The organism is Bacteroidota bacterium (assembly GCA_018266755.1).
Taxonomy (GTDB): Bacteria; Bacteroidota; Ignavibacteria; order Palsa-1295; family Palsa-1295; genus JAFDZW01.
Genome location: JAFDZW010000001.1, coordinates 572,634 through 595,348, shown reverse-complemented (window position 1 = coordinate 595,348; position 22,715 = coordinate 572,634). Strand labels below are relative to the sequence as shown.

The 22,715-nt window shown below is 55.1% G+C and carries 18 protein-coding genes and 5 tRNA genes; 14 read left to right on the top strand and 9 right to left on the bottom strand.

Annotated features, from left to right (window positions below):
* Position 1 precedes the first annotated feature (1 nt).
* Together JSS75_02315 and JSS75_02310 are read right to left on the bottom strand one after the other, a co-directional pair.
* On the bottom strand, positions 2–1,132 hold the full coding sequence (locus JSS75_02315; protein MBS1902519.1) for an efflux RND transporter periplasmic adaptor subunit: 1,131 nt from the start codon (positions 1,130–1,132) through the stop codon (positions 2–4).
* Between the two features lie 32 nt (positions 1,133–1,164).
* Entirely contained in the window at positions 1,165–4,431 is a 3,267-nt protein-coding gene (locus tag JSS75_02310; GenBank protein MBS1902518.1) for an efflux RND transporter permease subunit, read from the bottom strand.
* 753 nt (positions 4,432–5,184) lie between these two features.
* On the opposite strand from JSS75_02310, the gene JSS75_02305 reads away from it, so the two are divergent.
* Together JSS75_02305 and JSS75_02300 are read left to right on the top strand one after the other, a co-directional pair.
* Entirely contained in the window at positions 5,185–7,617 is a 2,433-nt protein-coding gene (locus JSS75_02305; GenBank protein MBS1902517.1) for a LysM peptidoglycan-binding domain-containing protein, read from the top strand.
* 52 nt (positions 7,618–7,669) lie between these two features.
* Positions 7,670–8,125, top strand: a complete 456-nt coding sequence (locus JSS75_02300) for an isoprenylcysteine carboxylmethyltransferase family protein (protein ID MBS1902516.1) — start codon at positions 7,670–7,672, stop codon at positions 8,123–8,125.
* On the opposite strand, the gene JSS75_02295 is transcribed toward JSS75_02300, so the two are convergent.
* Positions 8,115–9,431 carry an amidohydrolase family protein gene (locus JSS75_02295; protein ID MBS1902515.1) on the bottom strand — a complete coding sequence of 439 codons (1,317 nt, stop codon included), beginning with the start codon at positions 9,429–9,431 and terminating at the stop codon, positions 8,115–8,117. The two genes, JSS75_02300 and JSS75_02295, sit on opposite strands and share 11 nt — an antisense overlap.
* 161 nt (positions 9,432–9,592) lie before the next feature.
* Here JSS75_02295 and JSS75_02290 point away from each other — a divergent pair.
* The 12 genes from JSS75_02290 to JSS75_02235 all read left to right on the top strand — a co-directional run bounded on the left by JSS75_02290 (position 9,593) and on the right by JSS75_02235 (position 15,579).
* Positions 9,593–9,665: transfer RNA gene (locus tag JSS75_02290), tRNA-Thr, on the top strand.
* 93 nt (positions 9,666–9,758) lie between these two features.
* Positions 9,759–9,841: transfer RNA gene (locus JSS75_02285), tRNA-Tyr, on the top strand.
* 4 nt (positions 9,842–9,845) lie between these two features.
* Positions 9,846–9,918: transfer RNA gene (locus JSS75_02280), tRNA-Thr, on the top strand.
* A 167-nt stretch (positions 9,919–10,085) separates the two neighbouring features.
* Positions 10,086–10,158 (top strand) — tRNA-Gly (locus JSS75_02275).
* A gap of 57 nt (positions 10,159–10,215) precedes the next feature.
* Positions 10,216–10,365 carry a 50S ribosomal protein L33 gene (gene rpmG, locus JSS75_02270; protein ID MBS1902514.1) on the top strand — a complete coding sequence of 50 codons (150 nt, stop codon included), beginning with the start codon at positions 10,216–10,218 and terminating at the stop codon, positions 10,363–10,365.
* Positions 10,366–10,412: 47 nt separating this feature from the next.
* Positions 10,413–10,488 (top strand) — tRNA-Trp (locus JSS75_02265).
* A gap of 97 nt (positions 10,489–10,585) precedes the next feature.
* Positions 10,586–10,774: a preprotein translocase subunit SecE gene (gene secE, locus JSS75_02260; protein MBS1902513.1), complete on the top strand. Its 189-nt coding sequence runs from the start codon at positions 10,586–10,588 to the stop codon at positions 10,772–10,774.
* A 12-nt stretch (positions 10,775–10,786) separates the two neighbouring features.
* Entirely contained in the window at positions 10,787–11,338 is a 552-nt protein-coding gene (gene nusG / locus JSS75_02255) for a transcription termination/antitermination factor NusG (GenBank protein ID MBS1902512.1), read from the top strand.
* 248 nt (positions 11,339–11,586) lie between these two features.
* Positions 11,587–12,606 (top strand): YdcF family protein, encoded by a 1,020-nt coding sequence (locus JSS75_02250; protein ID MBS1902511.1) that lies wholly within the window; start codon positions 11,587–11,589, stop codon positions 12,604–12,606.
* Positions 12,607–13,009: 403 nt separating this feature from the next.
* The gene (locus JSS75_02245; GenBank protein ID MBS1902510.1) at positions 13,010–14,131 is read left to right on the top strand and encodes a Glu/Leu/Phe/Val dehydrogenase; all 1,122 of its coding nucleotides are present in this window, start codon (positions 13,010–13,012) and stop codon (positions 14,129–14,131) included.
* A 93-nt stretch (positions 14,132–14,224) separates the two neighbouring features.
* Positions 14,225–14,845, top strand: a complete 621-nt coding sequence (locus JSS75_02240; protein ID MBS1902509.1) for a hypothetical protein — start codon at positions 14,225–14,227, stop codon at positions 14,843–14,845.
* A 107-nt stretch (positions 14,846–14,952) separates the two neighbouring features.
* Positions 14,953–15,579, top strand: a complete 627-nt coding sequence (locus JSS75_02235) for a hypothetical protein (GenBank protein MBS1902508.1) — start codon at positions 14,953–14,955, stop codon at positions 15,577–15,579.
* A 63-nt stretch (positions 15,580–15,642) separates the two neighbouring features.
* Here JSS75_02235 and JSS75_02230 read toward each other — a convergent pair whose 3' ends face one another.
* From JSS75_02230 to purN, 6 genes are all read right to left on the bottom strand, one after another.
* Positions 15,643–16,260 (bottom strand): 2,3-bisphosphoglycerate-dependent phosphoglycerate mutase, encoded by a 618-nt coding sequence (locus JSS75_02230; GenBank protein MBS1902507.1) that lies wholly within the window; start codon positions 16,258–16,260, stop codon positions 15,643–15,645.
* A 73-nt stretch (positions 16,261–16,333) separates the two neighbouring features.
* Positions 16,334–16,816 carry a rod shape-determining protein MreD gene (gene mreD, locus JSS75_02225; protein MBS1902506.1) on the bottom strand — a complete coding sequence of 161 codons (483 nt, stop codon included), beginning with the start codon at positions 16,814–16,816 and terminating at the stop codon, positions 16,334–16,336.
* A 5-nt stretch (positions 16,817–16,821) separates the two neighbouring features.
* On the bottom strand, positions 16,822–17,688 hold the full coding sequence (locus JSS75_02220; GenBank protein ID MBS1902505.1) for a rod shape-determining protein MreC: 867 nt from the start codon (positions 17,686–17,688) through the stop codon (positions 16,822–16,824).
* 117 nt (positions 17,689–17,805) lie between these two features.
* Positions 17,806–18,825, bottom strand: a complete 1,020-nt coding sequence (locus tag JSS75_02215) for a rod shape-determining protein (protein ID MBS1902504.1) — start codon at positions 18,823–18,825, stop codon at positions 17,806–17,808.
* A 57-nt stretch (positions 18,826–18,882) separates the two neighbouring features.
* On the bottom strand, positions 18,883–20,418 hold the full coding sequence (gene purH / locus JSS75_02210) for a bifunctional phosphoribosylaminoimidazolecarboxamide formyltransferase/IMP cyclohydrolase (GenBank protein ID MBS1902503.1): 1,536 nt from the start codon (positions 20,416–20,418) through the stop codon (positions 18,883–18,885).
* Positions 20,415–21,257 carry a phosphoribosylglycinamide formyltransferase gene (gene purN / locus JSS75_02205; protein ID MBS1902502.1) on the bottom strand — a complete coding sequence of 281 codons (843 nt, stop codon included), beginning with the start codon at positions 21,255–21,257 and terminating at the stop codon, positions 20,415–20,417. The genes purH and purN overlap by 4 nt, the downstream gene beginning before the upstream one ends.
* Positions 21,258–22,715: the final 1,458 nt, after the last annotated feature.

Here is a 22,715-nt window from a genome sequence, read left to right as displayed (position 1 = left end):
GCTACTTTTTTGCGGCAGGCAGAATCGCTTTGACCTTGTCGCCATCCTTGAGTGCATCCCCAACACCAAGCGCAAGGTGCTCACCACCCGATAATCCGGAGACGATCTGACACATCTTCCCGTCGTTGTCCGCAATCTGGATTTGCTTGAAATGCAGGATCCCCCCGTCATCGACGATCGCAACGTAATAGAGCGGCCCCTTTACGATAAGGGCCGACGAAGGCATTTGTAGCAACGGATGCGCTTTGATTCTGACGCTCACTTGCACGAAGCTACCCGGAAGGATCAGATCGTTTTTATTATCGATATCGATCTCGGCAAGGAGTGTGCGCGTTTTCGGATCGATCTCGCCCGTGTAGCGAGTGATCGTCGCGGGAATATCGACACCCGGACGTTCGAGCAGACGGATATGGACGCTATCGCCTTCGCGGATAAATGTTGCGTCGCGCTGATCGAGATAGATATAGATTCGCAGTTTCTCTTCTTGCGACACCGTCACGATCGGCAGTGCGCTCGTCTGCGAGCTCGTTGCGCTTTGCACCAGTGCGCCGGCATCGGCGAAACGTGCCGTCACGCGGCCGGAAAACGGTGCCCGTATCGTCTGATAGTTTCGCTGTTCGCGCAACGCCTGCAGATTCGCTTCGGCGGCATCGGCATCGGCCATAGCCTGCTCGGCATCCTGTTGTGAGAAGAGTCCCTTCTTCAGCAGCTCCTGGTCGCGATTGGCAATACTACGTTTGTTCTTCGCAGTTGCTTCTGCCGCTTGAATTGCACGGTCGGTTTCGGGCGATTCGATCGAGGCGATCAATTGGCCTTCCTTGACCATGTCGCCTTTATCGACGACAATCTTCTTGAGGTATCCACTTACCTTTGCATAGAGCGTCACCGATGCGAACGGACGGACTTCGCCTGGGATCGTGATCGTCCGCTCCGCAGATGAGGGTATAACCATCCCCACGTTCACGGGTGTGCCTTCTGAGATCTGCTTCGCTCGCTCGTTGGCGTCGCTGCGCAGCGTTTCGTCACGACCGGACTTGAACAAGAAAAATGCTCCGATGACGATGATGAGCACGACCAAGCCGCCTACGAAGAAGCCGGTGGAACGCCCAGTTGATATCTTCCCCTCTGTCATATCGTATCCTCTTGAAACTGTTATACTGCCGCTTAGTCGACCACGACCTGGCTCGGTTCGTTCGGGTCGTAGGTGAATCCCTTTTCTTCGGCCTGGAATCGCTCTTCAAGTTCATGCTTCGTCGGGCGACCCTTTCGTAGTAACGAATAGACGACCGGCACGATGAAGAGTGTCGTAAACGTCGCAAAGATCAGACCGCCGATCACCGCTCTGCCGAGCGGTGCATTTTGTTCGCCGCCTTCGCCGAGACCAAGCGCCATTGGGATCATGCCGAGAATCATCGCGAGCGCAGTCATCAGCACGGGCCGCAAACGCGTTTTGCCTGCTTCGAGCGCACCGCGCAGCGAATCGTAGCCATGCTCGACACGAACATCGTTCGCGAAACTCACGAGCAGGGTCGAGTTCGATACCGCAATACCAACCGACATGATCGCACCCATGAGCGATATGACATTGATCGTCGTGCCCGTGATCGTGAGCATCCATAAGATACCGCAGAGCGAACCGGGCACTGCCACCATGACGATGAAGGGGTCGAGCCACGATTGGAATAAGGTGACCATCAGCAGATACACAAGCACGATGGCGATGATAATGCCAAGTCCCAGACTTCTGAACGACTCGGTCATCACTTCGTTCTGACCGCGTATGGTGATCTTCATTCCCTTCGGCAACTGGCCGAGTTTGTCTACCACCTTCTGAATATCCGTTGCCGTCGAACCGAGATCGCGCCCTTCGACATTCGCCGTCACATCGAGCACACGCTGGACGGTATAGTGATCGAGTTCGTTCGGCACCCACTCGCTTATTACGTTGACGAGATTGCCAAGTCGCTGTGTTGGCTGGGTCGGAACATCCGTCGGGCTGGCTGCGACGGTCTGAAGCAAATTTGCAGCTGTCGGCGGTGTGATCGGACTCGAAAGCAGATCCTCCATCGTCGTCACACGCTCAAGCGGGACCTTGACCGACACGTTGTAGTTCACATTGTTCTTGGGGTTCAAGAAGAACGACGGCGAGATCAATGCGCTCGACGAGAGCGAGACCAACATACTGTTCGCCACGTCACGTACCGTCAGTCCAAGCTGCGCGGCGCGTTGGCGATCGACATTCAGACGCAGCGACGGGTAGTCCAGCACCTGTTTCAATGCAACATCCGCAGCACCCGGAATCAGTTTGACCGCATCCATGATCTTCAGTGCATAATCATGCGACACTTTTAGATCTGGGTACTGTATCTGAATATCGATCGGCGCCGGCAGACCGAAGTTCAGCACCTGACTCATAATGTCTGCTGGCTGGAAGTAGATCACGCAGCCGCCGAAGCGATCGGCGACGAGTTTGCGGATCTTCTTCATATACTCGACGCTTGGGTGGTGATCGGGCTTCAACGACAGAAGGATCTCCGCATCCATCCCGCTGGCATTATCCGACGGCACCATCGAAAGATTGTATGAGGTCGGAACGCCGATCTGGTCGTTGATACGCGCAAGTTCCTGACGCGGAATGAACGTCTTGATCGAGTCCTCAAGTTGCAACACAATGCGCTCGGTTTCTTCCAACCGTGTACCGACCGGCGCACGAAAATGCATCTTCATCAAGCCGGAGTCCGTCGTCGGGAAGAAATCGGTGCCGACAACATTCACGAGCATGATAGAGACGATCGCAACGACCGCCGAGACGCCGAGCGCAAAGGTGCGGTGATGTAAGAAGAGTTCGAGAATGCGTCCGTAGGCTTCCTGGAATCGGTCGAATCCACGCTCGCGTGCATCGTTGATCCGCGACCATACGTTCTTGTGTTTATATGTCTCGCCGTGGTGGTGCTCCGATTTCATCAGCATTCGCGCAAGCGTGGGCACGAGCGTACGCGAAAGCAGGTATGAAGCGATCATCGAGATCACGACCGACAATGCCATCGGCGTGAACAGAAATTTCGACGGCCCCGTCAGCAACACGACCGGGAAAAAGACGATACAGATCGAGAGTGTGGCCATGATGGCCGGTACAGCGATCTGTTGGGCACCGTCAAGGATCGCGACCGTCAGCGGCTTGCCCATGTTACTGTTTCGATGGATATTCTCCACCTCCACCGTGGCATCGTCCACGAGCATGCCGATCGCGAGCGATAATCCGCCGAGCGTCATGATGTTGAGCGAATTTCCCGTCAGGTTCAGCCCGATTACACCGACCATGATGGCGAGCGGGATCGACGTACAGACAATAATGACGCTACGCCAACTGCCGAGAAAGAACAGAATCATGATCGAGACCAGGATCGCCGCGATTACGCCTTCGCGCAATACGCTGTCGATCGCCGAGCGTACGAAGACCGACTGGTCGAAGTCGATAGAAAGATCGAGCCCGTTCGGTGCGGCTGCTTTGATCGCCGGCAAGGCATCCTTCGTCGCGCTGACGACTTCTAACGTCGAAGCGTTCGCCTTCTTGATGATGGCGAGGTAGGTGGAGCGTTTGCCATCGACATGCACGATGTTCGTCTGGGTGTTGAATCCGTCCGAGACTTTCGCAACATCGGCGATGCGGATCACCGCACCATTGACGACTTTAATCGGAATGTCATTGAACTCTTCGATCGACCCCGGGCTCGCGTTCATCGCAATGTTATACTCCGTCTCGCCGATACGGGCAGTGCCGGCGGGCAGTATGGAATTCGAGTTGTTCAGCGCCGTCACGACGTCCGCAGCCGAAAGGCCTTTCATCGCGAGCAGCTTCGGATCGACATCGACGGTTACAAGCCTTCCTTTTCCTCCGTACGGCGCAGGAGTGGAGAGGCCGGGAATCGTGAAGAGGCTGATGCGAACGAAGTTGAGCCCGTAGTCGAAGATCTGCTCTTCGCTCATGGTCTTGCTCGACATCGTGAGCTGTGCGACCGGCACATTCGATGCATTGAAACGGACCACCGCCGGCGAACCGATGCCGGGAGGCATGATCTTGATAATTGCCGCATTCACCGACGAGATCTGTGCAATGGCGCCACCGATATCCGAGCCCGGCTCGAAGTAGATTTTTAGCAGTCCAATGCTTGGAATGGATGACGACTCGATGCGCGTGATACCGCTGACCGTGGTCGAATACGCTCGCTCGGAGAGAAGGATGACGCGACGCTCCATATCTTCGGCCGAGAGACCGTTGTAATTCCACACGACCGAAACGACGGGAATGTCGATCGTCGGGAATATGTCGACAAGCATACTCTTGATCGAGAGTATTCCCATCAACAACACGAAGAAACACATGACCGCTATGGTGTACGGTCGGCGGAGCGCAAGCCTAACAATCCACATTAGTAGCTAATCCTGAACAGACTCCAAAAAGCAACTTCTTCGGGGGAACACAACAACCGAATCGCCGAGGCGTAAGGTTCGTCCTCCAAGAGGGAATGCACAAAATACGATGTCGCTACATATTTGTTCCAATACAATTGACACTTTTGTACTTACCTTATCGTCATGATTGGAGTGCCGGAGCCCATTGCTTTATACCGACGTCATTCTGAGCGAAGCGAAGAATCCCTGCGGCGGAGCCTCAGTGCGTTTCATCAAGGGATTCTTCGCTTCGCTCAGAATGACGTTTGCGTAAACCGTATAAACAGAACCAGTACAGGTAGCTCTGCCTGAAGTCAGTAATACCACCCACTTTGGTAAAAGTTTTTAGAATATCCACACCAATTCAAACATTCGGAATCACCTCTGGATATTTTGTGGGGAAAAATGTTGATAGGTGTTGCATCAGAGCAGAAATTTTCGTATATTGTAGAAATTGATAGCCTGTTTTGATTTTTTTGACCTTTGAAGAACCTTCGGGCGGTCGAGCTGAAACTGGACAGGCTGTTGGTAAGTTGTACAAAACGGGGTACACCTGAGGGTGCTGCCCTAATTCTCGAACTGAGTGATCGTAGAAACCAGCGGTGCTATCCGCCACTCAATTTGCAGGAGCGCCTTGCCACCCGCAAGCGCCCCTGCAGTTTGCGCGGCACAATTATTGATGGCCCTGCTTGTAGCCACGAGCGCTCCCCATTCGATCTGGAGATACTACTAATGCAATGGAATAGCCGGCGACTCCGCTCGCTCGCCGCCGCATTGCTCTTGGTTACGACCATCGGCATGCTCAGTGGCTGTGGGGGCGGCACCAAAACTGTATCAAAAACCGAGCACTCGGACTCGACCGCCGTCCAGCAACCGGTACGCAATGCCGACCCCTTCACCGTCCTTGACGATAAAGGGCAGGTCGATTCGTTGCTCGTCGAAAATAAACTCGAAGCCGCACGCCAGGAATGGCTCCGCGCGCTCGCTGCCGAACAGCGCAAAGACCAGAACGAAACGGTCCGTCGTTTCGAGTCGGCCATCGACATTCTGAACCGGCTAATCTACTATCCGGGTATCAGCGAGAATAAAGATTTCCAAGAGCTCACCCGCTCGGTCTTCGAGGACTACGAAAAGTACGTCACGAAAATCGACTACCTGCCGCCGTCGTCGTCGATCTATGCCTTCCGCCAGAAGTTCAACGAGGAAATGGCAAAGACCGATATCAGCAAGATCCCGGTGCCGAAGCCGATGGACCTGAGCCATACGCAGGTGCCGCTCGTTGTCAATCCAATCGTCGAGCAGTCGATTGCCTATTTCATGTCGGGCAATGGCCGCAAATTCATGGAAAAGTGGCTTGGCCGGTCCGGTCGCTATTTCCCGATGATGAAGAAAATCTTCAAAGAGGTCGGCACACCGGAAGAGCTTATCTATCTCTCGATGATCGAGAGCGGGCTGAACCCGACCGTCACCTCGCGCGCGCAGGCCGTCGGGTTGTGGCAATTTATCGAAGGAACGGGAGCACTCTACGGCCTCAAGAGCAACTGGTGGTTCGACAACAAGCGCGACCCGGTGAAAGAGACGTACGCAGCGGCTCGTCACCTCAAAGACCTCTATCGAGCCATGGGCGATTGGTATCTGGCTCTGAGCTGCTACAATTGTTCGATGACGCGCATCAAGCGCTGCATCGCCGAGAGCCAGGATACGACATTCTGGGGTATCCGCGACTGCCTGCCGCGCGAGACGCAGAACTATGTGCCGCTCTATATCGCTTGTACGCTTATCGCAATGGACCCGTCGCGGTACGGCTTCAACAACATCTCGCAAGAGGCGCCAATGGAGTTCGATACCGTTCGTGTGAACGAAACAGTCGATCTTAACGCGATCGCAATGGCAGCAGGAGTGACGGGCAATCAGATTAAAGACCTCAATCCGGAGTTGCTACAGTTCTCGACTCCCCCGCCGGAGCTGTGCCCGGCCGGTGGATATACGCTTCGTGTACCCGTCGGAACATCGCAGAACTTCTACAAGGGATATGCTCTGCTGACCGCCGACCAGAAACGTCCGTGGATCACGCATACGGTCGGCCGCGGCGAAACGCTTCGCTCGATCGCACACAATTACGGCTTAACACCGCAGCAACTTGCCGAGTATAACAATATGGACCAGAGCGAACGTGTTCGCAAAGGTTCGCGCTTGCGCATTCCTGCATCGGTGATGTCGCCGGGCGCCGTATCGAACTCGGATAATCTCGCGAAGAATAGCACGCCTGCACCACAGACCGCACCAGCAGATCAGCCGCAGCATCAGGGCGGCCTGACGGCTCCCGCTCCGGCCCCGACCGAAGCGCCGAAGCCTGTGGTCACGGCAGACAATCAGAGCCACCCGTCGGCATCGAGCACCCGCACGGTATATCACCGCGTGCGTCGCGGCGAGACGATGAACTCCATCGCATCGCGCTATGGCGTCAGTGTAGCGAATCTTCGTTCATGGAACGACCTCAGCACACATCACAAGCTCCGCAAGGGCGAGCGCCTGACGATCGAGATCAAGAACAGTACGCCGAGCGATCAGCCACAGCGTTCGGTCGCCGAGACGACTCCGTCGACCAAATCGTCGAAGAAACGATGGATCACCTACACCATTCGACGCGGCGATACGATGGCGAAGATCGCCGACGATTTTGGCGTCGGGCTTGCGGACGTGAAGAAGTGGAACAAGAAGGTCATTCGTCACGGTGTAATGTCTGGCCAGAAGCTGAAGATCTACACGTCGGAGAATTACGCATCTTCCGGCGCTGACGACGCCGCGCCGAGCGTCGCGCAGAAAGCCCGTACGCATACGGTTCGTCCGGGCGAAACGATGACGAGCATCGCGAAAATGTACGGAACGTCGGTCGCAACACTCAGCGAGTGGAACGACGGCAAGACCGCAGAGTCGCTACAGGCCGGCGAAAAGCTGAAAGTCTATGCACCGAACAAGACGGCCTCGCAGGGAGATACCGATCACCCGTCACGTAAGAACATCACCTATCGTGTTCGTCGCGGCGACACGCTGTTCTCCATCGCGGAAAAATACGGCGTGAGTGTTGCCGACCTCAAACGTGCAAATCGGATCACGAAAAACAAGATTCCGGCCGGCAAACGCCTCATCATTCCTGCCGAATGACAATCGGCATCGCATTGTTATAAGGGGCGGCTATTATGCCGCCCTTTGTATTATGAAACCTACCTCTCCCGAATCGAAGCCCTATGCACTGGCGCTCGTCATCGTGCAATTCGTCAGCGGCTTACTCATCATTTACTTCGGCTCTCAAACAACTGCACAACTATGGCCGATGACAATCGTCGTGCTCGGCGTTCTCGTTGCGCTCACCGGGGTATTGACGATGCGGCTCGGCAACTTCCGTGTACTACCGATCCCGAAGACCGATGCCGTGCTGGTGACCGGAGGCATTTATGGTGTCATCCGGCACCCAATGTACACCGGTGTATTGCTTGCAACACTCGGGTTCGCGCTCAACGACGGAAGTCCGCCGGTGATGATCCTTTGGGTCGTATTGCTCGCTGATCTTGTCATGAAGCTGCGTTACGAAGAGCGGTTGCTCGCCGCACGATTCCCGGCCTACGAGGAATATCGCAAGCGCACGGACCGGCTGATCCCGTTCATCTGGTAGGCGAGCGCAACTCCAGTGCCCGAGCTGTGAGTACTTCCTTCGGGAAGAACTCGCCATGCAGGAATGTGGCCGATTGATCCCGAATGTTGTCGATCGATTCCAACGGGTTCGTATTGAGCAAGACCAGATTTGCCCGCTGCCCAACGGCAACGCTTCCCCATTCTTTCGTCTTGTTCATATAGACGGCGGGATTATACGTCGCCATGGTCAGGATCTGCTGATTCGACAACCCTGCTTTCGAGAGCCACTTCAATTCTTCCCACACACAAAATCCCGGCACGCCGAACGGGTCGTTAGCGTCGGCGCCGCTGACAAGAAAGCGAGCGCCACGGTCGGCAAGAGCTTTCACGAGTCGCAGTTTTGTTTGAATGTATGTTCGGTCCTTCTCACGTTTGCGCTCGAGAGAATCCCCGCTGCCTGCATATCGCTTCGCCTCACGCGCACGCATGAGAGAATCCCACTGCTCGACATCCGATTGATCGAGCAAATCGAGGCCGCTGCGTTTGCGCAGTTCAGCGAGCGGCAACTGAAGCCAAACAATAGCGTAGAAGTCGATCGTCGGACAATTCCATGTATGATGTCGTACGAGCAGCGTTGCGAGTCTATCCGCGTTCGCCGTATCGGCAGTGTATGCCTCTTCTTCCCCTTGCAGATGCTCGATACAATCATACCCAGACTCGATCACACGCTCGATCGGAACCTGCCAGGGCCAGTGTCCCACAACAGGAAGATGTACCGCATTCGCGGCCTTCATGAGGGTTTCGAAGTATGCCGAGTCCGGCACGGCCAACACCTTAATGCAATCGTAGCCGGCTTGCTTGAATGCAGCGACGGAATCTGCGAGCGTGGCGATCGTGATCTTCTTATTCGGGAAGTATGGTGTAGCAACGATCAAGTCGGGGCCAAGCAGCGAGTCCTTCTGCAATCGTTTTCTCAAGGCAAGATGCTCGGGTTTTCCCCGCATCGAGCGAATGGTCGTCACGCCCGCGGCCAGATTTAGTGCGAGAAATTGGTCGAGATGATCAGCGGGCAGATGGACATGCATATCGGAAAGTCCTGCCATCAGAAATTTACCGCTGCCGTCAATCAAGTGCATCGAATGGATCTTCGGCTGGTTCGAAGCATTCGTGACGAGGACGATCTTCCCGTCATGGATGTACACATCTTTGTGTGGTTCGAGCGGATTGCGACGTTCCGGACGAACGATCGTGACATCATGGATTCGGCAGTCGTAGGTTCGTGCAGATAATCGTGCCGATCCCAACAGGACGAAGGCTACGGCAATGAGTCGGACAGAGTGTTTCATGCCACAAAGAACGCCTTGCGGCGCTGAGGGTTACAGCAACAGCAATGAATTGCACTCAAAATCGGTGAATTGGGAACCAGTTACGACCGAAAATCATTTTTACGTCGCTAAATCTCGCCCAGAAAGCGAATAGTGTTCTTGGGTGAGATTTTTTGTTCTGTGCCGGCATAGCTCAGCTGGTAGAGCAGCTGATTTGTAATCAGCAGGTCGTCGGTTCAAGTCCGTCTGCCGGCTCTCTCGATTGGATGGTACGTGTTGAATAGTGAGTATGCATCGGGAATATCCCACTCACATTCGAGTCGTAGTATTCAATGTTCAAAATTGTTTGGGCAGATACTCAAGTGGCCAACGAGGGCAGACTGTAAATCTGCTGACTGATGTCTACGAAGGTTCGAATCCTTCTCTGCCCACACCGCTCACGTAGCTCAGTTGGTAGAGCACGTCCTTGGTAAGGACGAGGTCACCGGTTCAATCCCGGTCGTGAGCTCAGCCTACGATCCTTGCGGAGCACCCCATCCCCGCTCCGAATGCAGAACTTCCCCGCAACTGATTGATTATCTATATCATTGCGCGAATTTCGGAACCATTAGATGTATTTTTTTGCTATCTAATGGCTCTGCAGAGGGCAGGAATTTCTATTGCCCTCAATCTGAGGCGGGAGTAACTCAGTTGGTAGAGTCACAGCCTTCCAAGCTGTTGGTCGCGGGTTCGAGTCCCGTCTCCCGCTCACACTGCTTCGATGCCGGTGGCTCGCAGCAAACGATTTTTTTGAAAGGATACGACGATGAGAGACATTATCACACTTGAGTGCACCGAATGCAAAGAGCGCAACTATTCGACGACCAAGAACAAGCGCAAGCAGTCCGGTCGCGTCGAATACAAGAAGTATTGCTCGCGCTGCAACAAGCGCACGACGCACAAGGAAACCAAGTAAATTGACACTGTAGAATTGAGAAGTCATTTTTTAATTCTACAGTCGATACGTGCGTAGCTCAATTGGTAGAGTAGCGGTCTCCAAAACCGCCGGTTGGGGGTTCGAGTCCCTCCGCACGTGCCACGTTCGATTACGCGCACATACACACTAACCGCGCACGTTTATGGCAGAGACAACACTGACAACCACTTCGACACAGCTCGCCCCGGAAAAGAAGGGCATGGGCGGTCGCGTGAGCAGCTTCATCACCGAAGTTCAAAAGGAGATGAAGAAGGTCACCTGGCCGTCACGCGAGCAGTTGCAAGACGCGACGATGGTTACGCTCGTTCTGACGATCATTACCTCGGCGTTCATCTTCGGTGTCGATAAGATCTTCGAAGTAGTGCTACGACTGGTCTATGGAATGTAACCAATGACGACCATGAGCGAACTGCAAGCCACACAAACCAAATGGTACGCGCTGCGGTGCTTCACCGGGCACGAGAGCAAGGTCAAGGCCTACATCGAAGATGAGATGCAGCGCCGCGGCCTCTCCGATCGCGTCCTCGAGGTCGTTATCCCCAACGAAAAAGTGTTTGAAGTACGCGACGGTAAAAAGCGCGTCAAAACCAAGAGTTTCCTCCCCGGCTATATCCTCCTCGAAGCGGCGCTCGACAAGAGGCTGATCGATATTATCCTGTCGATCCCGAGTGTCGTGAGCTTCGTCGGCCCGTCGAAAGACCGACCGACCGCGCTACAGCCCGACGAGATGCGCCGCATCCTCGGTAAGGTCGAAGAGCGCAAGGATCTCGAAGTGCCGGAAGTCCGATACTATCTCGGTCAGCCGGTCAAGGTCATCGACGGACCGTTCAACGGCTTCCAGGCGCAGATCAAAGAGGTCAACGAGGACAAGCAGAAGCTCAAGGTGGAAGTCTCGATCTTCGGCCGCAAGACTCCTGTCGAACTCGACTACGCACAGGTCGAGCCGGAATAAGAAAGTGTATAGATGCAGATCAAAGGCGACCGATGGTCGCCTTTTTTATTTGCCCCCCCATGTCATTGCGAGGAAGTTGCGAAGCGACGACGAAGCAATCTACAATCTTGAATCGTGGCGCATACATTAGGATTGCAGATTGCATGGTCGTCCGCACACGGATTTCCTTGCAATGACAGAGAATATGGAGTTCGCACAGCCACCACTTTTCCATTACTTTTCGCGTCGGCTGACTGTTGTATGCATCGATGCAAGCGACCCTGTCGAACCCAGCGACGAGCGGACTCAAGCGTGCGCTCATCGGGCTAGCGATCATGCTCGAGTGCATGTCGTTTTATCTGTTGACCAACGCCCGCTTCGAAGGTCAGGGTCTCATTCCGCAGTTTTTCCGGTTCTCGACCAAAAGCGATACGATCTCCAACCTGTTGTTCTTGTTCACGGTCGCAATGTTATTGCGGGCGTTTATTCGTCCGATACTCGTGAGTCGTCGGCGCGCCGTTGCAGTGACGATCGTGGCAGCCGTCATTCTTGCGATCACGTTCGAGGCGAGAAATTTCGAGGCCGGCGAATTCCCGCGCATCGCATCGATTGGCTACCTCACATGCCGCTCGCTGTTTTTATCGCTGCTTGTTCCGAGACGGGAATATGACTTCTCTCATTTTGCCGGAATCCTCCGAGTACTCAGGGTCACCCTCAGCGTATTCATCTCGGCGATCATTGTCGCATTTGTATTCTCGTTCACGTATAACGTCACTTCGGACTATAGCGAACTGAAGAAATTCGATCCCGATGCAGGCGTAGTGCTCGGCGCTGCGGTGTGGCACGGCAACGAGCGCGGAGAACGGCCGAGCCCCACGCTTTCGGAGCGTATCAAAGTCGGCGAGGATCTTCTCAAGCTCTCGATCGTCCCGAAACTCGTCGTCACCGGTTCGAATGCAACGGGCGAACGCACCGAAGCGGAAATCGCGAAGGCCGAGCTGGTCAAACGAGGGATCGAAGAGAACCGGATCGTCGCCGAATCGCGCAGTCACAGCACCCTTGAACAAGTTTTGTACCTGCGAGACGAACTGCAAAAGAAACAGGGTTGGAATCGCTTTGTGATCGTTAGCGACCAGTATCACCTTGCCCGCGTGATCGAAATGTGCCGCTTCAATGGCGTCGATGCCATCGGTACGCCATCGAATATCCGTCAGACCTTTCAAGACCTCGCCTACTACCGCGTGCGCGAGAGCGTCGCGCTACTGGCGTATTGGATTCTCGGGAAGTAACGATTCATCCACATTGACGAACGATTGCTTCCACGCAGATGCTGGTCGTGGTCCCCTGTTGACCTTATCCGTATTGTTATTGCATCGTCATTCTGAGCGAAGCGAAGAATCCCTACGGCGGAGCCTCACTGCGTTTCACCAAGGGATTCTTCGCTTCGCTCAGAATGACGTCTTGATAAACCGAGCAAACGGAGGCTCTACCGGAATTCCTTCCGTCCGAACCGAAGCACTGTTGCATTCGTTTTAAATGTGCTTCGCGGTGACCGCTCCCCGAACGGCAATCGTTAGGCAGAATTCACCACTACTAAACGGAAAAACCATAATGTCCGTAGTTGCAGCCCCCAAGAAGACTTCCACAGCTGTCAACGGCTCTCACACCGCACAGCTTTCACCGGAATCGTCCATGGAGCGCCCTGAGTTGTTCGATCTTTTTCGCCAGTTCGACCACGAGCAGGTTGTCTTCTGCTCGGATAAGGCATCGGGACTTCGCGCGATCATCGGTGTCCACAATACGACACTCGGCCCTGCCTTGGGCGGTGCCCGCATGTGGACGTACGCCAGCGATTACGATGCCTTACGCGACGTGCTCCGACTTTCGCGAGGCATGACCTACAAAGCAGCCGCAGCCGGTTTGAATCTCGGCGGCGGTAAGGCCGTCATCATCGGCGATCCGCGTACGCAAAAGAGCGAGGCGCTCTTCCGTGCATTCGGTCGGTTCATCGAAGGCCTCGGCGGACGCTATATCACGGCAGAGGATGTCGGCACGTCGGTCAACGAGATGGTGCACATCTTCCACGAGACGAAGTACGTGACCGGCATTCCGTTCGAGCTTGGCGGTTCGGGCGATCCGTCGCCGGTGACGGCATACGGTACGTTCTGCGGCATCAAAGCCTGCGCAAACGTCCGCTTCGGCAGCGATTCGCTCGAGGGCAAGACGGTTGCCATTCAGGGTGCCGGGCATGTTGCCTCGACACTTGCCAAACATTTGCACGACGCGGGTGCGAAGATCTTTATCACCGACATCTACGCCGACAAAGCGCAGGAAGTCGCTGCCGCAACGGGTGCGACTGTCGTCGCCCCGGGCGAAATCTTCGACGTCGCCTGCGATATCTTCACTCCGGCGGCGCTCGGAGCAGGCATCAACGACGAGACGATCCCGAAGCTCAAGTGCTCGATCATTGCCGGTCCGGCGAACAATCAGCTCGCCGACGAAGATAAGCATTCGAAAGAGCTTGCAAAGCGCGACATCCTGTACGCACCGGATTACGTGATCAATGCCGGCGGCTTGATCAATGTCGCCAGCGAACTCGAGGGCTACTCGCAATCGCGTGCGCTCAAGCAGGCGGAGAATATTTATAACACGATGAAGAAGATTCTCCAACGGTCGAACGAATTGGGAATCACTTCCATCGAAGCGGCAAACCATATCGTCGAAGAGCGCATCAACTCGATCGCCGCAACGAAGCGTATCTATGCTTCGTCCAGCAATTTTGCCGGCCGATTCGGCGAAAGCTGGAAGCGATAGAGCGCCATGACAACGGTTTTCTAAGAACGGGGCGGCAACTTTGTCACCCCGTTTTGCATTCTTCCAGTAGTTTAACTCTATCTAACTATTAAGATGCGTTACGGTCTGTATGCAGTCCTCTTCTTTTCACTGCTCTACTTGGGTTGTTCCAACCCGCAGGAGAGCGGCACCGGCCGACAACATCTGATCAATCTCACGCCCGGAAATCACTGGACCTATCGGATCGAAGCACGGGATCCGTTTTCGGGACGCATGTTCTCTCAGATAAACCAAATCACGGTACTTGCCTATCCGGATTCGCTCAGTAGCGACCTCTGGGACACGGTGATACAATCCAATCCATCGAACAGTATTCCCGATTTTTTTCCTCAGATGTCAGACCGGGAGGACGGCACATGGGTTCGGTGGAGCGCTGGCGAGGGGCAGTACCATCTCTTCAAGTCTCCGGCGACAATCAACGAATCCTGGAAGCTCGACTCGACCTACACCGGACCGGACCAATATCTGAATAAATGTACGATGATCGGGACGACGGTCCTCACCGTCGGCAGTACTACTTATACCTGCAACATCTACCAGTATCTCATGGCCGGAGGACATTACGGACAGCTTCGAACGATCTACATCGCACCAGGCTATTCCATCATCAAAGGCGTCTACATATCGGATTCGAGCACCGGGTTGGATACCACCACATATACGCTTCAGCCCTAACAATCCAACATCAAGGCGGGCGGAACACTTGCGTCCCCTTTTGTTTTCCATCTGTACATTCATCGTATCCTTAGGGTCTATCTATGCGCATCCTTATCCCGATAGTCATGTTTTCGCTACTGGCGTTCTTCGGCTGCTCGAACAGTTCGATGCCTTCGACGTCCACAACGACATTCTTCCCACTGCAGCCCGGCGAACATTGGGTGTACTCGATCACGGATTTTGATTCACTGGGACAGGTGCTCCGAGTGCGACTCGATACCATAACTGTGCTAACGGCCTCATCCGCTCTTCGACCGGGCTGGATGCCGCTGGTTCACTCCAATCAGGAGTTCCTATACGACACGAACTGGATGCTCATGCGTACCGACGGTCTATGGCAATGGCCTCGTTACGATCCGTCACCTTCGCTGTTATGTAAGTATCCAACCACTGTTGGCGATACCTTTGGACTCGTCGAAAACTTCCCAATCGACACTTCGGGGCCATTCACGGCAGCATTCATCAAAACCGTCAGCACCGCAAAACAAATAACGACGCCTGCAGGGACCTTCACCTGTATCGAGTACGCATGTCTGAAAGAACAATTGGATAGAAATTCGTCAGCGGTTACACATACCGATACGATCAGTACGAGACTACTTTCGCCCGGTGTTGGTGATATTGACTTTCGATATTACTATCCTGCTGGATATCCGAAACATGTACAAGAATGGCTGCTAATCGCCCGCTGAACTGAATGCGTCGCGGTTAGAGGCTCCTTCTCTCTTAGGTGGATTTGAGCAAGGAGCGTGCCGTTAGGCCACCGGAATGAGAACCTGCTTCGAGAGTACCATTCCTGTAGCATCCACCTCGTAAATAATCGGCTCCGAGTTTGGAATATTCAGCTCGATCACCTGCTCCTTCGTCAGACTGTCGAGTACCATCACGATCGCGCGAAGCGAATTACCGTGTGCTGAGACGAGTACATTCTTTCCCTCTTTGACAAGTGGTAAGATATTCTGCTCGAAATACGGAAGTGTCCGTGCAGCAGTATCTTTGAGGCTCTCGCCGTTCGGAGGTGGGATATCGTAGCTGCGGCGCCAGATCTTCACTTGTGCGTCACCGAACTCCTTCGCGCATTCAGCTTTGTTCTTGCCCTGCAAATCGCCATACATGCGTTCGTTGAGCGCCGCGTCTTTCACCACGGGCACCAGTTCCTGATCCGCCCCGCGCAAGGCTTCGGTGGTGGTATCGATCGCTCGGACAAGCACCGACGTAAAGGCACAATCGATCGGAATATCTTTCAGAAGTTTTCCTGCTTCATAGGCATCGCGACGCCCTTTCTCCGTCAGACCGATGTCGATCCAACCCGTGAAGCGATTCTCCAGATTCCATTGCGATTCTCCGTGACGGAGCAAGATAAGTTTTGCCATGTCCATGTGATTGTGAGTGCGCATGACGTGTTGCGCATGCACTATAACAATGAAGACAGAGTAGAGAATCCGTTTAGTAAAGCGGGCGGCGCGACGCGTAGAACATCGGGCCGATCGCAACGATCGTCGTGTACACCGTCGCAAGACCGATCTGACCGGTGAAATAGTCTTCGAGGCTTACACCTGCGGTGAGCTTGAATAGCAGATAATAGATCAGACCGTTGAGCAAGGTTCCGGCTGCGACGAACAACAGAAACGGCCAGTTGCGCAACCGCTGCTCGATCTGATCGGCGTCCGAAAAATATCCGAGCAGAAATCCGACGATGGTATACGTGAGCGAATGCGACCCAAGCGCACCACTCGAAAGAATATCGACCAGGAGTCCGAGGCCAAACCCGATGAGCTCGGCAGGTAGTTGCCCTCGGCGGATCACCACCCACATCAAATACACGAGGGCCAGATCGGGCACGGCACCGAGCACCGAGAGCGTATTGCTCAAGATTACTTGCAACACCACTGCAAGTACCGCGACCGCTGCTTCGATCAAGTATGGCATGGCGGTTACTTGGTGGGTTTCTTGACAGGTTTGTTGAGCTCTTCGGTAACACGTTGTTGCAACGCGTCGCGCTCTTTATCGCCGGCGCCATCCTTAATGACTACAAAACAATGCTCGATCTTGAGCGGATGGGCTGCGGGCTCGATATACACCTTGCGGAAAAGCGAGTTCGGTTCGGGGACGATCCGAACGACAGTCCCGACAGGAATGTCAGACGGAAACAAGGTCGAATAGACACTCGTCACGACTTCGTCGCCTACTTGCACATCCAACGCCTTCGGAATACTTCTGACGACCAGTTCCTCTCCGCCTTCCCAACTGAGGATGCCATCGACACGGGTACGAGCCATCTTCACCGCAATACGCAGATTCGTATTATACAATCCTTCTGCCATCGAGAAGCCGCCGCTCGTCGCATAGATGCGTCCGACAAGACCGGCATCGGTGATCACAGGCATCCCCTTTTCGACGCCGCTCGATTCGCCGACCGAGAGCGTCAGCATATTGCGCTCGTTAATCGTGGTCTTCCCTTCGATGTCGGCGGCAACCGATTTCCATCCCGACGGGAGTTTCAGCCCAAGTAATTTCCGCAGTTCGTCGTTCTCCCCTTTTGCGCGGCGCAATGCTGCGAGTTCGGAAGTCATCAGGATGTTGCGGTCGCGAAGTTCGGCATTCTCGCGCGAGATGGCAAACGGATTCGGAATCCACGCTCCGGTCGATTGCAGCGAGCCGACGATCACGGTCGTCGCGGCACGAAGCGGTTGGATCTCGCTCGAACGAGAGAACGCCATCAACAGAAACGATACAAGGATAAGCGCCGCAAGCACGACGTACTCTTTGAAGAGAACGATCAGGTTAAAGAGGCGTCTCATTCGGCGGCACTGCGTTTGCGTTCAGGCCGAGAGCAGCGGCGAGACGATGGGCGCTCGTGGACGCGAGGTCCGAACGTACGCAGATGCGTGGGCCACTCGGATCTCGCCATGCGGGGCTTAGTAACGCTTACTCTTGAGGAGTACTTTCATGAACTTCGGGATGTCCTCCATCACACGACCGGCGCCACGAACAACGGCGGTGAGCGGATCGTCGGCGACGTGCACCGGGAGGTTCGTCTCGAGTCGGAGACGTTCGTCGAGCCCCTTCAAGAGTGCGCCACCGCCCGAGAGCATCATTCCTCGGTCGAGAATATCTGCCGACAGCTCCGGCGGGGTTCGTTCGAGGCTGCGTTTGACCGCCTCGACGATTTGATTGACCGGCTCGGCAAGCGCATCTCGGACTTCGACACTCGATACCTCGATCGTCTTGGGAATACCCGCGACCAGATCGCGGCCTTTCACCTCGACCATCAGCTCTTCTTCGAGCGGCATTGCGCTGCCGACCTGACACTTGATCAATTCTGCCGTGCGCTCGCCGATGAGCATATTGTAGTTCTTCTTAAAGAACAGGACGATGGCCTCGGTAAGCTCGTCGCCTGCCGTGCGGAGCGACTCTTGGTTTACGATACCGGAGAGTGCGATAACGGCGATCTCCGTCGTACCACCGCCGATGTCGATAATGATATTCCCAACGGCTGCATCGACGTCGAGACCGATACCGATGGCGGCAGCCATCGGCTCATAGATAAGATGCACTTCCTTCGCACCGGCGTGTTCGGCACTGTCACGCACGGCGCGTTTTTCTACTTCCGTGATGCCGCTCGGCACGCTCACAATGATGCGGCGTGACGGCAGCCATGACGGGTGACACTTCTTGATGAGCGAACGCAGCATGCCTTCGGCAATCTCAAAGTCGGCGATCACGCCGTCCTTCATGGGCCGGATCGTCTGGATGTCGCGATGCGTACGGCCAAGCATTGCCTGTGCCTCGCGGCCAACAGCAATGATCTTCTTGGTTGTCGTATCGTAGGCGACGATCGACGGTTCGTTAAGGACGATGCCTTTGCCCTTCATGTAAATGAGGGTGTTGGCAGTCCCGAGATCGATCGCAATATCTGCGCTGAAAAGATTGAGCATGCTCACTCTAGAGAAGAACGATTCGTATGTCGGCGCCGGCCGTGCGGCTCCGATATGTCAGTGCTTGAAATGTCTCATGCCCGTGAGAACGAGCGAGACCCCGCGTTCCTTTGCGGCGGTGATCACCTCTTCGTCGCGAATCGATCCGCCCGGCTGGATGACGGCAACGGCACCGGCATCGGCAGCTTCGAGGAGTCCGTCCGCGAACGGGAAGAACGCATCCGAGGCAACGACCGAACCGGCGAGGTCATGGCCGAATCGGCGGGCATTCGATACGGCAATACGACTCGAGGCGACGCGCGACGTCTGGCCGCCGCCGATCCCGATCGTCCGTGCATACCCTGATTCGGTACGCGCATAAACAATCGCATTGCTTTTTACGTGCTTACAAATTTTCCACGCAAACACCATTGCCTCCAGTTCTTGGGTGTTGGCGCGCCGGTCGGTGACCGAGCTGAGGTCGCTGACGGCAAAGAGCGGCGTGTCACGGTCCTGGGTCAGTGTCCCGCCGACGATTGAACGGGCTTGTTTTTCGGTTTTCAGCGTCTCGGCAAGCGTCGCCGAGTCGAACCGCAACAGGCGGCGGTCTTTCTTCTTCTTCAGCAGGTCGAGAGCCTCCGGTTCGAAACTTGGGGCCAGGATGACCTCGGAAAAGAACTCGTTCACACGCTGCGCCAATTCCTTCGAGCACGGACGGTTCATGACGATGATGCCGCCGTACGGGCTTTCGGTATCCGTGCTGAACGCTCGCTCGAATGCATCGAGCACGTCCTTCCCCTCGGCCATGCCACAGGGATTTGTGTGCTTGATGATACCAACGACCGCCTTGTCGGAATCCAGGAATTCGCCGATCAACTCCAGCGATGCCGACGCATCGACATAGTTATTGAACGAGAGTTCTTTGCCCCACAACTGATGGTATAATTCATGCAATGCGGCGCCGCTGACGATGGCGTTCTGGTGCGGATTCTCGCCATAGCGCAGTTTCGCGCCGGTAAAGCCGAGGAAATAATCCGAAATGGCGCGATCGTAGCGGGCCACATGTTCGAAGCCCTCGGCGGCCAACGTCAATCGTAATTCGCCGGTGGTTTTCCCTTCGTGTTTCGTCAGCTCTTCGATGAATGCCGGATATTGCGAGGGAGAGGTCAGCAGTGTCACAAACTCGTAATTTTTTCCTGCGCTTCGCAACATTGCCGGACCGCCGATGTCGATGTTCTCCACGATCTCATCGTGCGTGGACTTCGGGTTTGCGACTGTCGCTTCAAAGGGATAAAGATTGACGACGAGCAGATCGATCGGAACGATGCGGTGTTCGCTCGCCTGCACGACATGCACCGGATCGTCGCGGCGGAACAACAAGCCTCCATGCACACCCGGATGCAGTGTTTTGACACGGCCGTCCATCATCTCCGGAAAATTCGTCAGGTCCGAAATGCTTTTCACAGCGAAGCCATGATCGCGCAGGAACCGTTCGGTACCGCCGGTCGAGTAAAGTTCGACGCCATGATGCGTCAGTTCGGTCGCAAGTTCTTTGAGGCCCGTCTTGTCGGAGACGGATAGTACGGCGGTCTTGATCTTGATCGGATGTGTCATTCTGATGCTTGGCGTAATCGGTCCACGACGATCTGCAATGCGCGCGGGTATAACTCATGCTCGACCTGCAAGACCTTGCGCGCGACGGTCTCCGGCGTATCGCTTTCCTCAACCGGGCATTCGGCTTGTGCAATGATCGTGCCCGAGTCGTACTCATCGCTGACATAATGCACGGTCGCACCGGTGGTCTTACGCCGCGCTTCGACAACAGCCCGATGGACGTGCATGCCGTACATTCCCTGCCCCCCGAAGTCCGGCAGCAACGCCGGATGGACATTGATCATCCGCCCCTCGTATGCCATCACGACGGCTGGCGGAATCTGCTTCATGTATCCTGCCAACGCGATGATGTCAACCGAGTGGGCTCGTAGGGCCGCAAGCATCTGCGTTTCGTGTGCAACTTCGGAACCGGCCGTAACGACAGAGCAGTGAACGGCATCGATCCCGCGCGAGCGAGCGTATTCCAGCGCGTCGGCAGTCGAATTGTTCGACAGCACAAGGACGATCTCGATGCCGGTTAACCGACCCGACGTAATCGCATGGTCAATCTCCCGAAGATTCGATCCTTTCCCCGAAGCAAAGACGGCCAGCCGGAACACTGCGTTCAAAAGCGGAAAACACAAATTTACGACACGTCGTGACGAGATGATTTGAGAATGAAGAATTGGATATGGAGAACGCGACCGCCGGTACGAATTATCGAACGACGACGAGCTTTCCGGCAGTCCGGGAGGATCCGCATGCAGCCGTAAGGATATATGTTCCCGACGCAATCCCCGAGGGCAGTTCGATATGCAGTTTGTTCTCGGTTCTATCGGTAGCCACGATGTCAAACACATGACCTGCAATATCCGTGATGGATACCCGAGGTTCGTTGACACAACCAAACGACAACACACAATCGAACGACGTCCGTACGACCGAGGGTGTAATAACCAGTTCCGGTTCGTCGGTGCCAATCTCTGAGACCGACGCAATCCCATCGGCGAGAGCGGCTTTCGCAAAATATACTTTCAACTTGCCCGTTCGTGTATCGCCCCATGCCGTGCAGATCGAATCGCGACAGACCGCGCACGAAAGAAAGTCGTTTCCATTGCCATCGAGCACGCTCGCATAGTCGGCGGTCGTGCTTGAGAGACGTATGTTCTTCCCGAAGCTTATTCCGTTATCCTTCGACACCGCAAAGTATATGTCGGCGGCCTGACGGTAGCCGGTACCACTTGCATTGCGTCGGTCACGCCATGCAGCGACGAGATCGCCGTTTGCTGCGTATGCGCCCCAGACGAGATCCTGCACTACGCCATTCCCGATCACATCGTCATTGATGCGCATCGGATGGCTCCAGGTTCGGCCGCCATCGTTCGAACCAATGGCAAATGCATCCCAATCGCCGAGCGAGTCGTTCGGCAAAATGAGTGCCAACCGGTTGCTGTCATACGGATTCGCGAGTAGGCAATAGCCGAGTTTCGAGAGCGTATCGCTCTGAATATTCGCGGTCTTTTTCTCTGCGACGACCGATCGCTCGAAATTCATCCCTCCATCGTAAGAACGCGCGATAATGTGGCGCGCCGGTTGCAGTAGTTCGTAACTGGGATACACTGCAACGAAAGCTCCCGAGGCTGTTACGTTCGGTGTGGCCATGGGTGCAGCGATCAAATAACCGGTGGGATATGGGGCGCCATCGAGCGGGGCAACTGCACTCCACGTCTTTCCGTGATCGGTCGAGCGTTTGAAGTAGGGTTCGTTCGGAGAGCTCTTTGACGGTAGGATCCACGGTGCCGGTTTCGTGGTGATATAGAGCCATCCATCGCTTGCCGTGCCGGAGTTATCGATGGCAATCCAGGGCCGATCGATCGCCGACTTCCCTGCTACTTCCGTCACGTCGAACGCCTGGTCCGGCAATGACCACGTCGCCCCGCCATCGGTCGAGTGCGTCACCATCACCCCGCCGCTATCGGGCGCTTGACGGTAGTCGATATAGCTTAGGTATGCAATACCATGTGTCGAGAAGACGATCGAGACGTCGGCGGAGTGCCACTTCTGCCCCATGTGCGGAAGCACAGTGCTTTGGCTCCAGGTGCGGCCGCCATCGGTCGTCATGGACGTACGAATGCCAATCTGCAGATCGGTCAACACTTCCGACATCCAAGCAACGATGATGTTGTTCGGATCGGTCGGATTTACGGCAAGCGAGGGCTCAGCATCGAAGAGGATACCGCCCGGCAGATTCTCGTTCGTCGGCTGCGCCCGCAGCGTCATGGCAACCAACAGCGCTCCCAAGACAAGGGTGGTTTTGA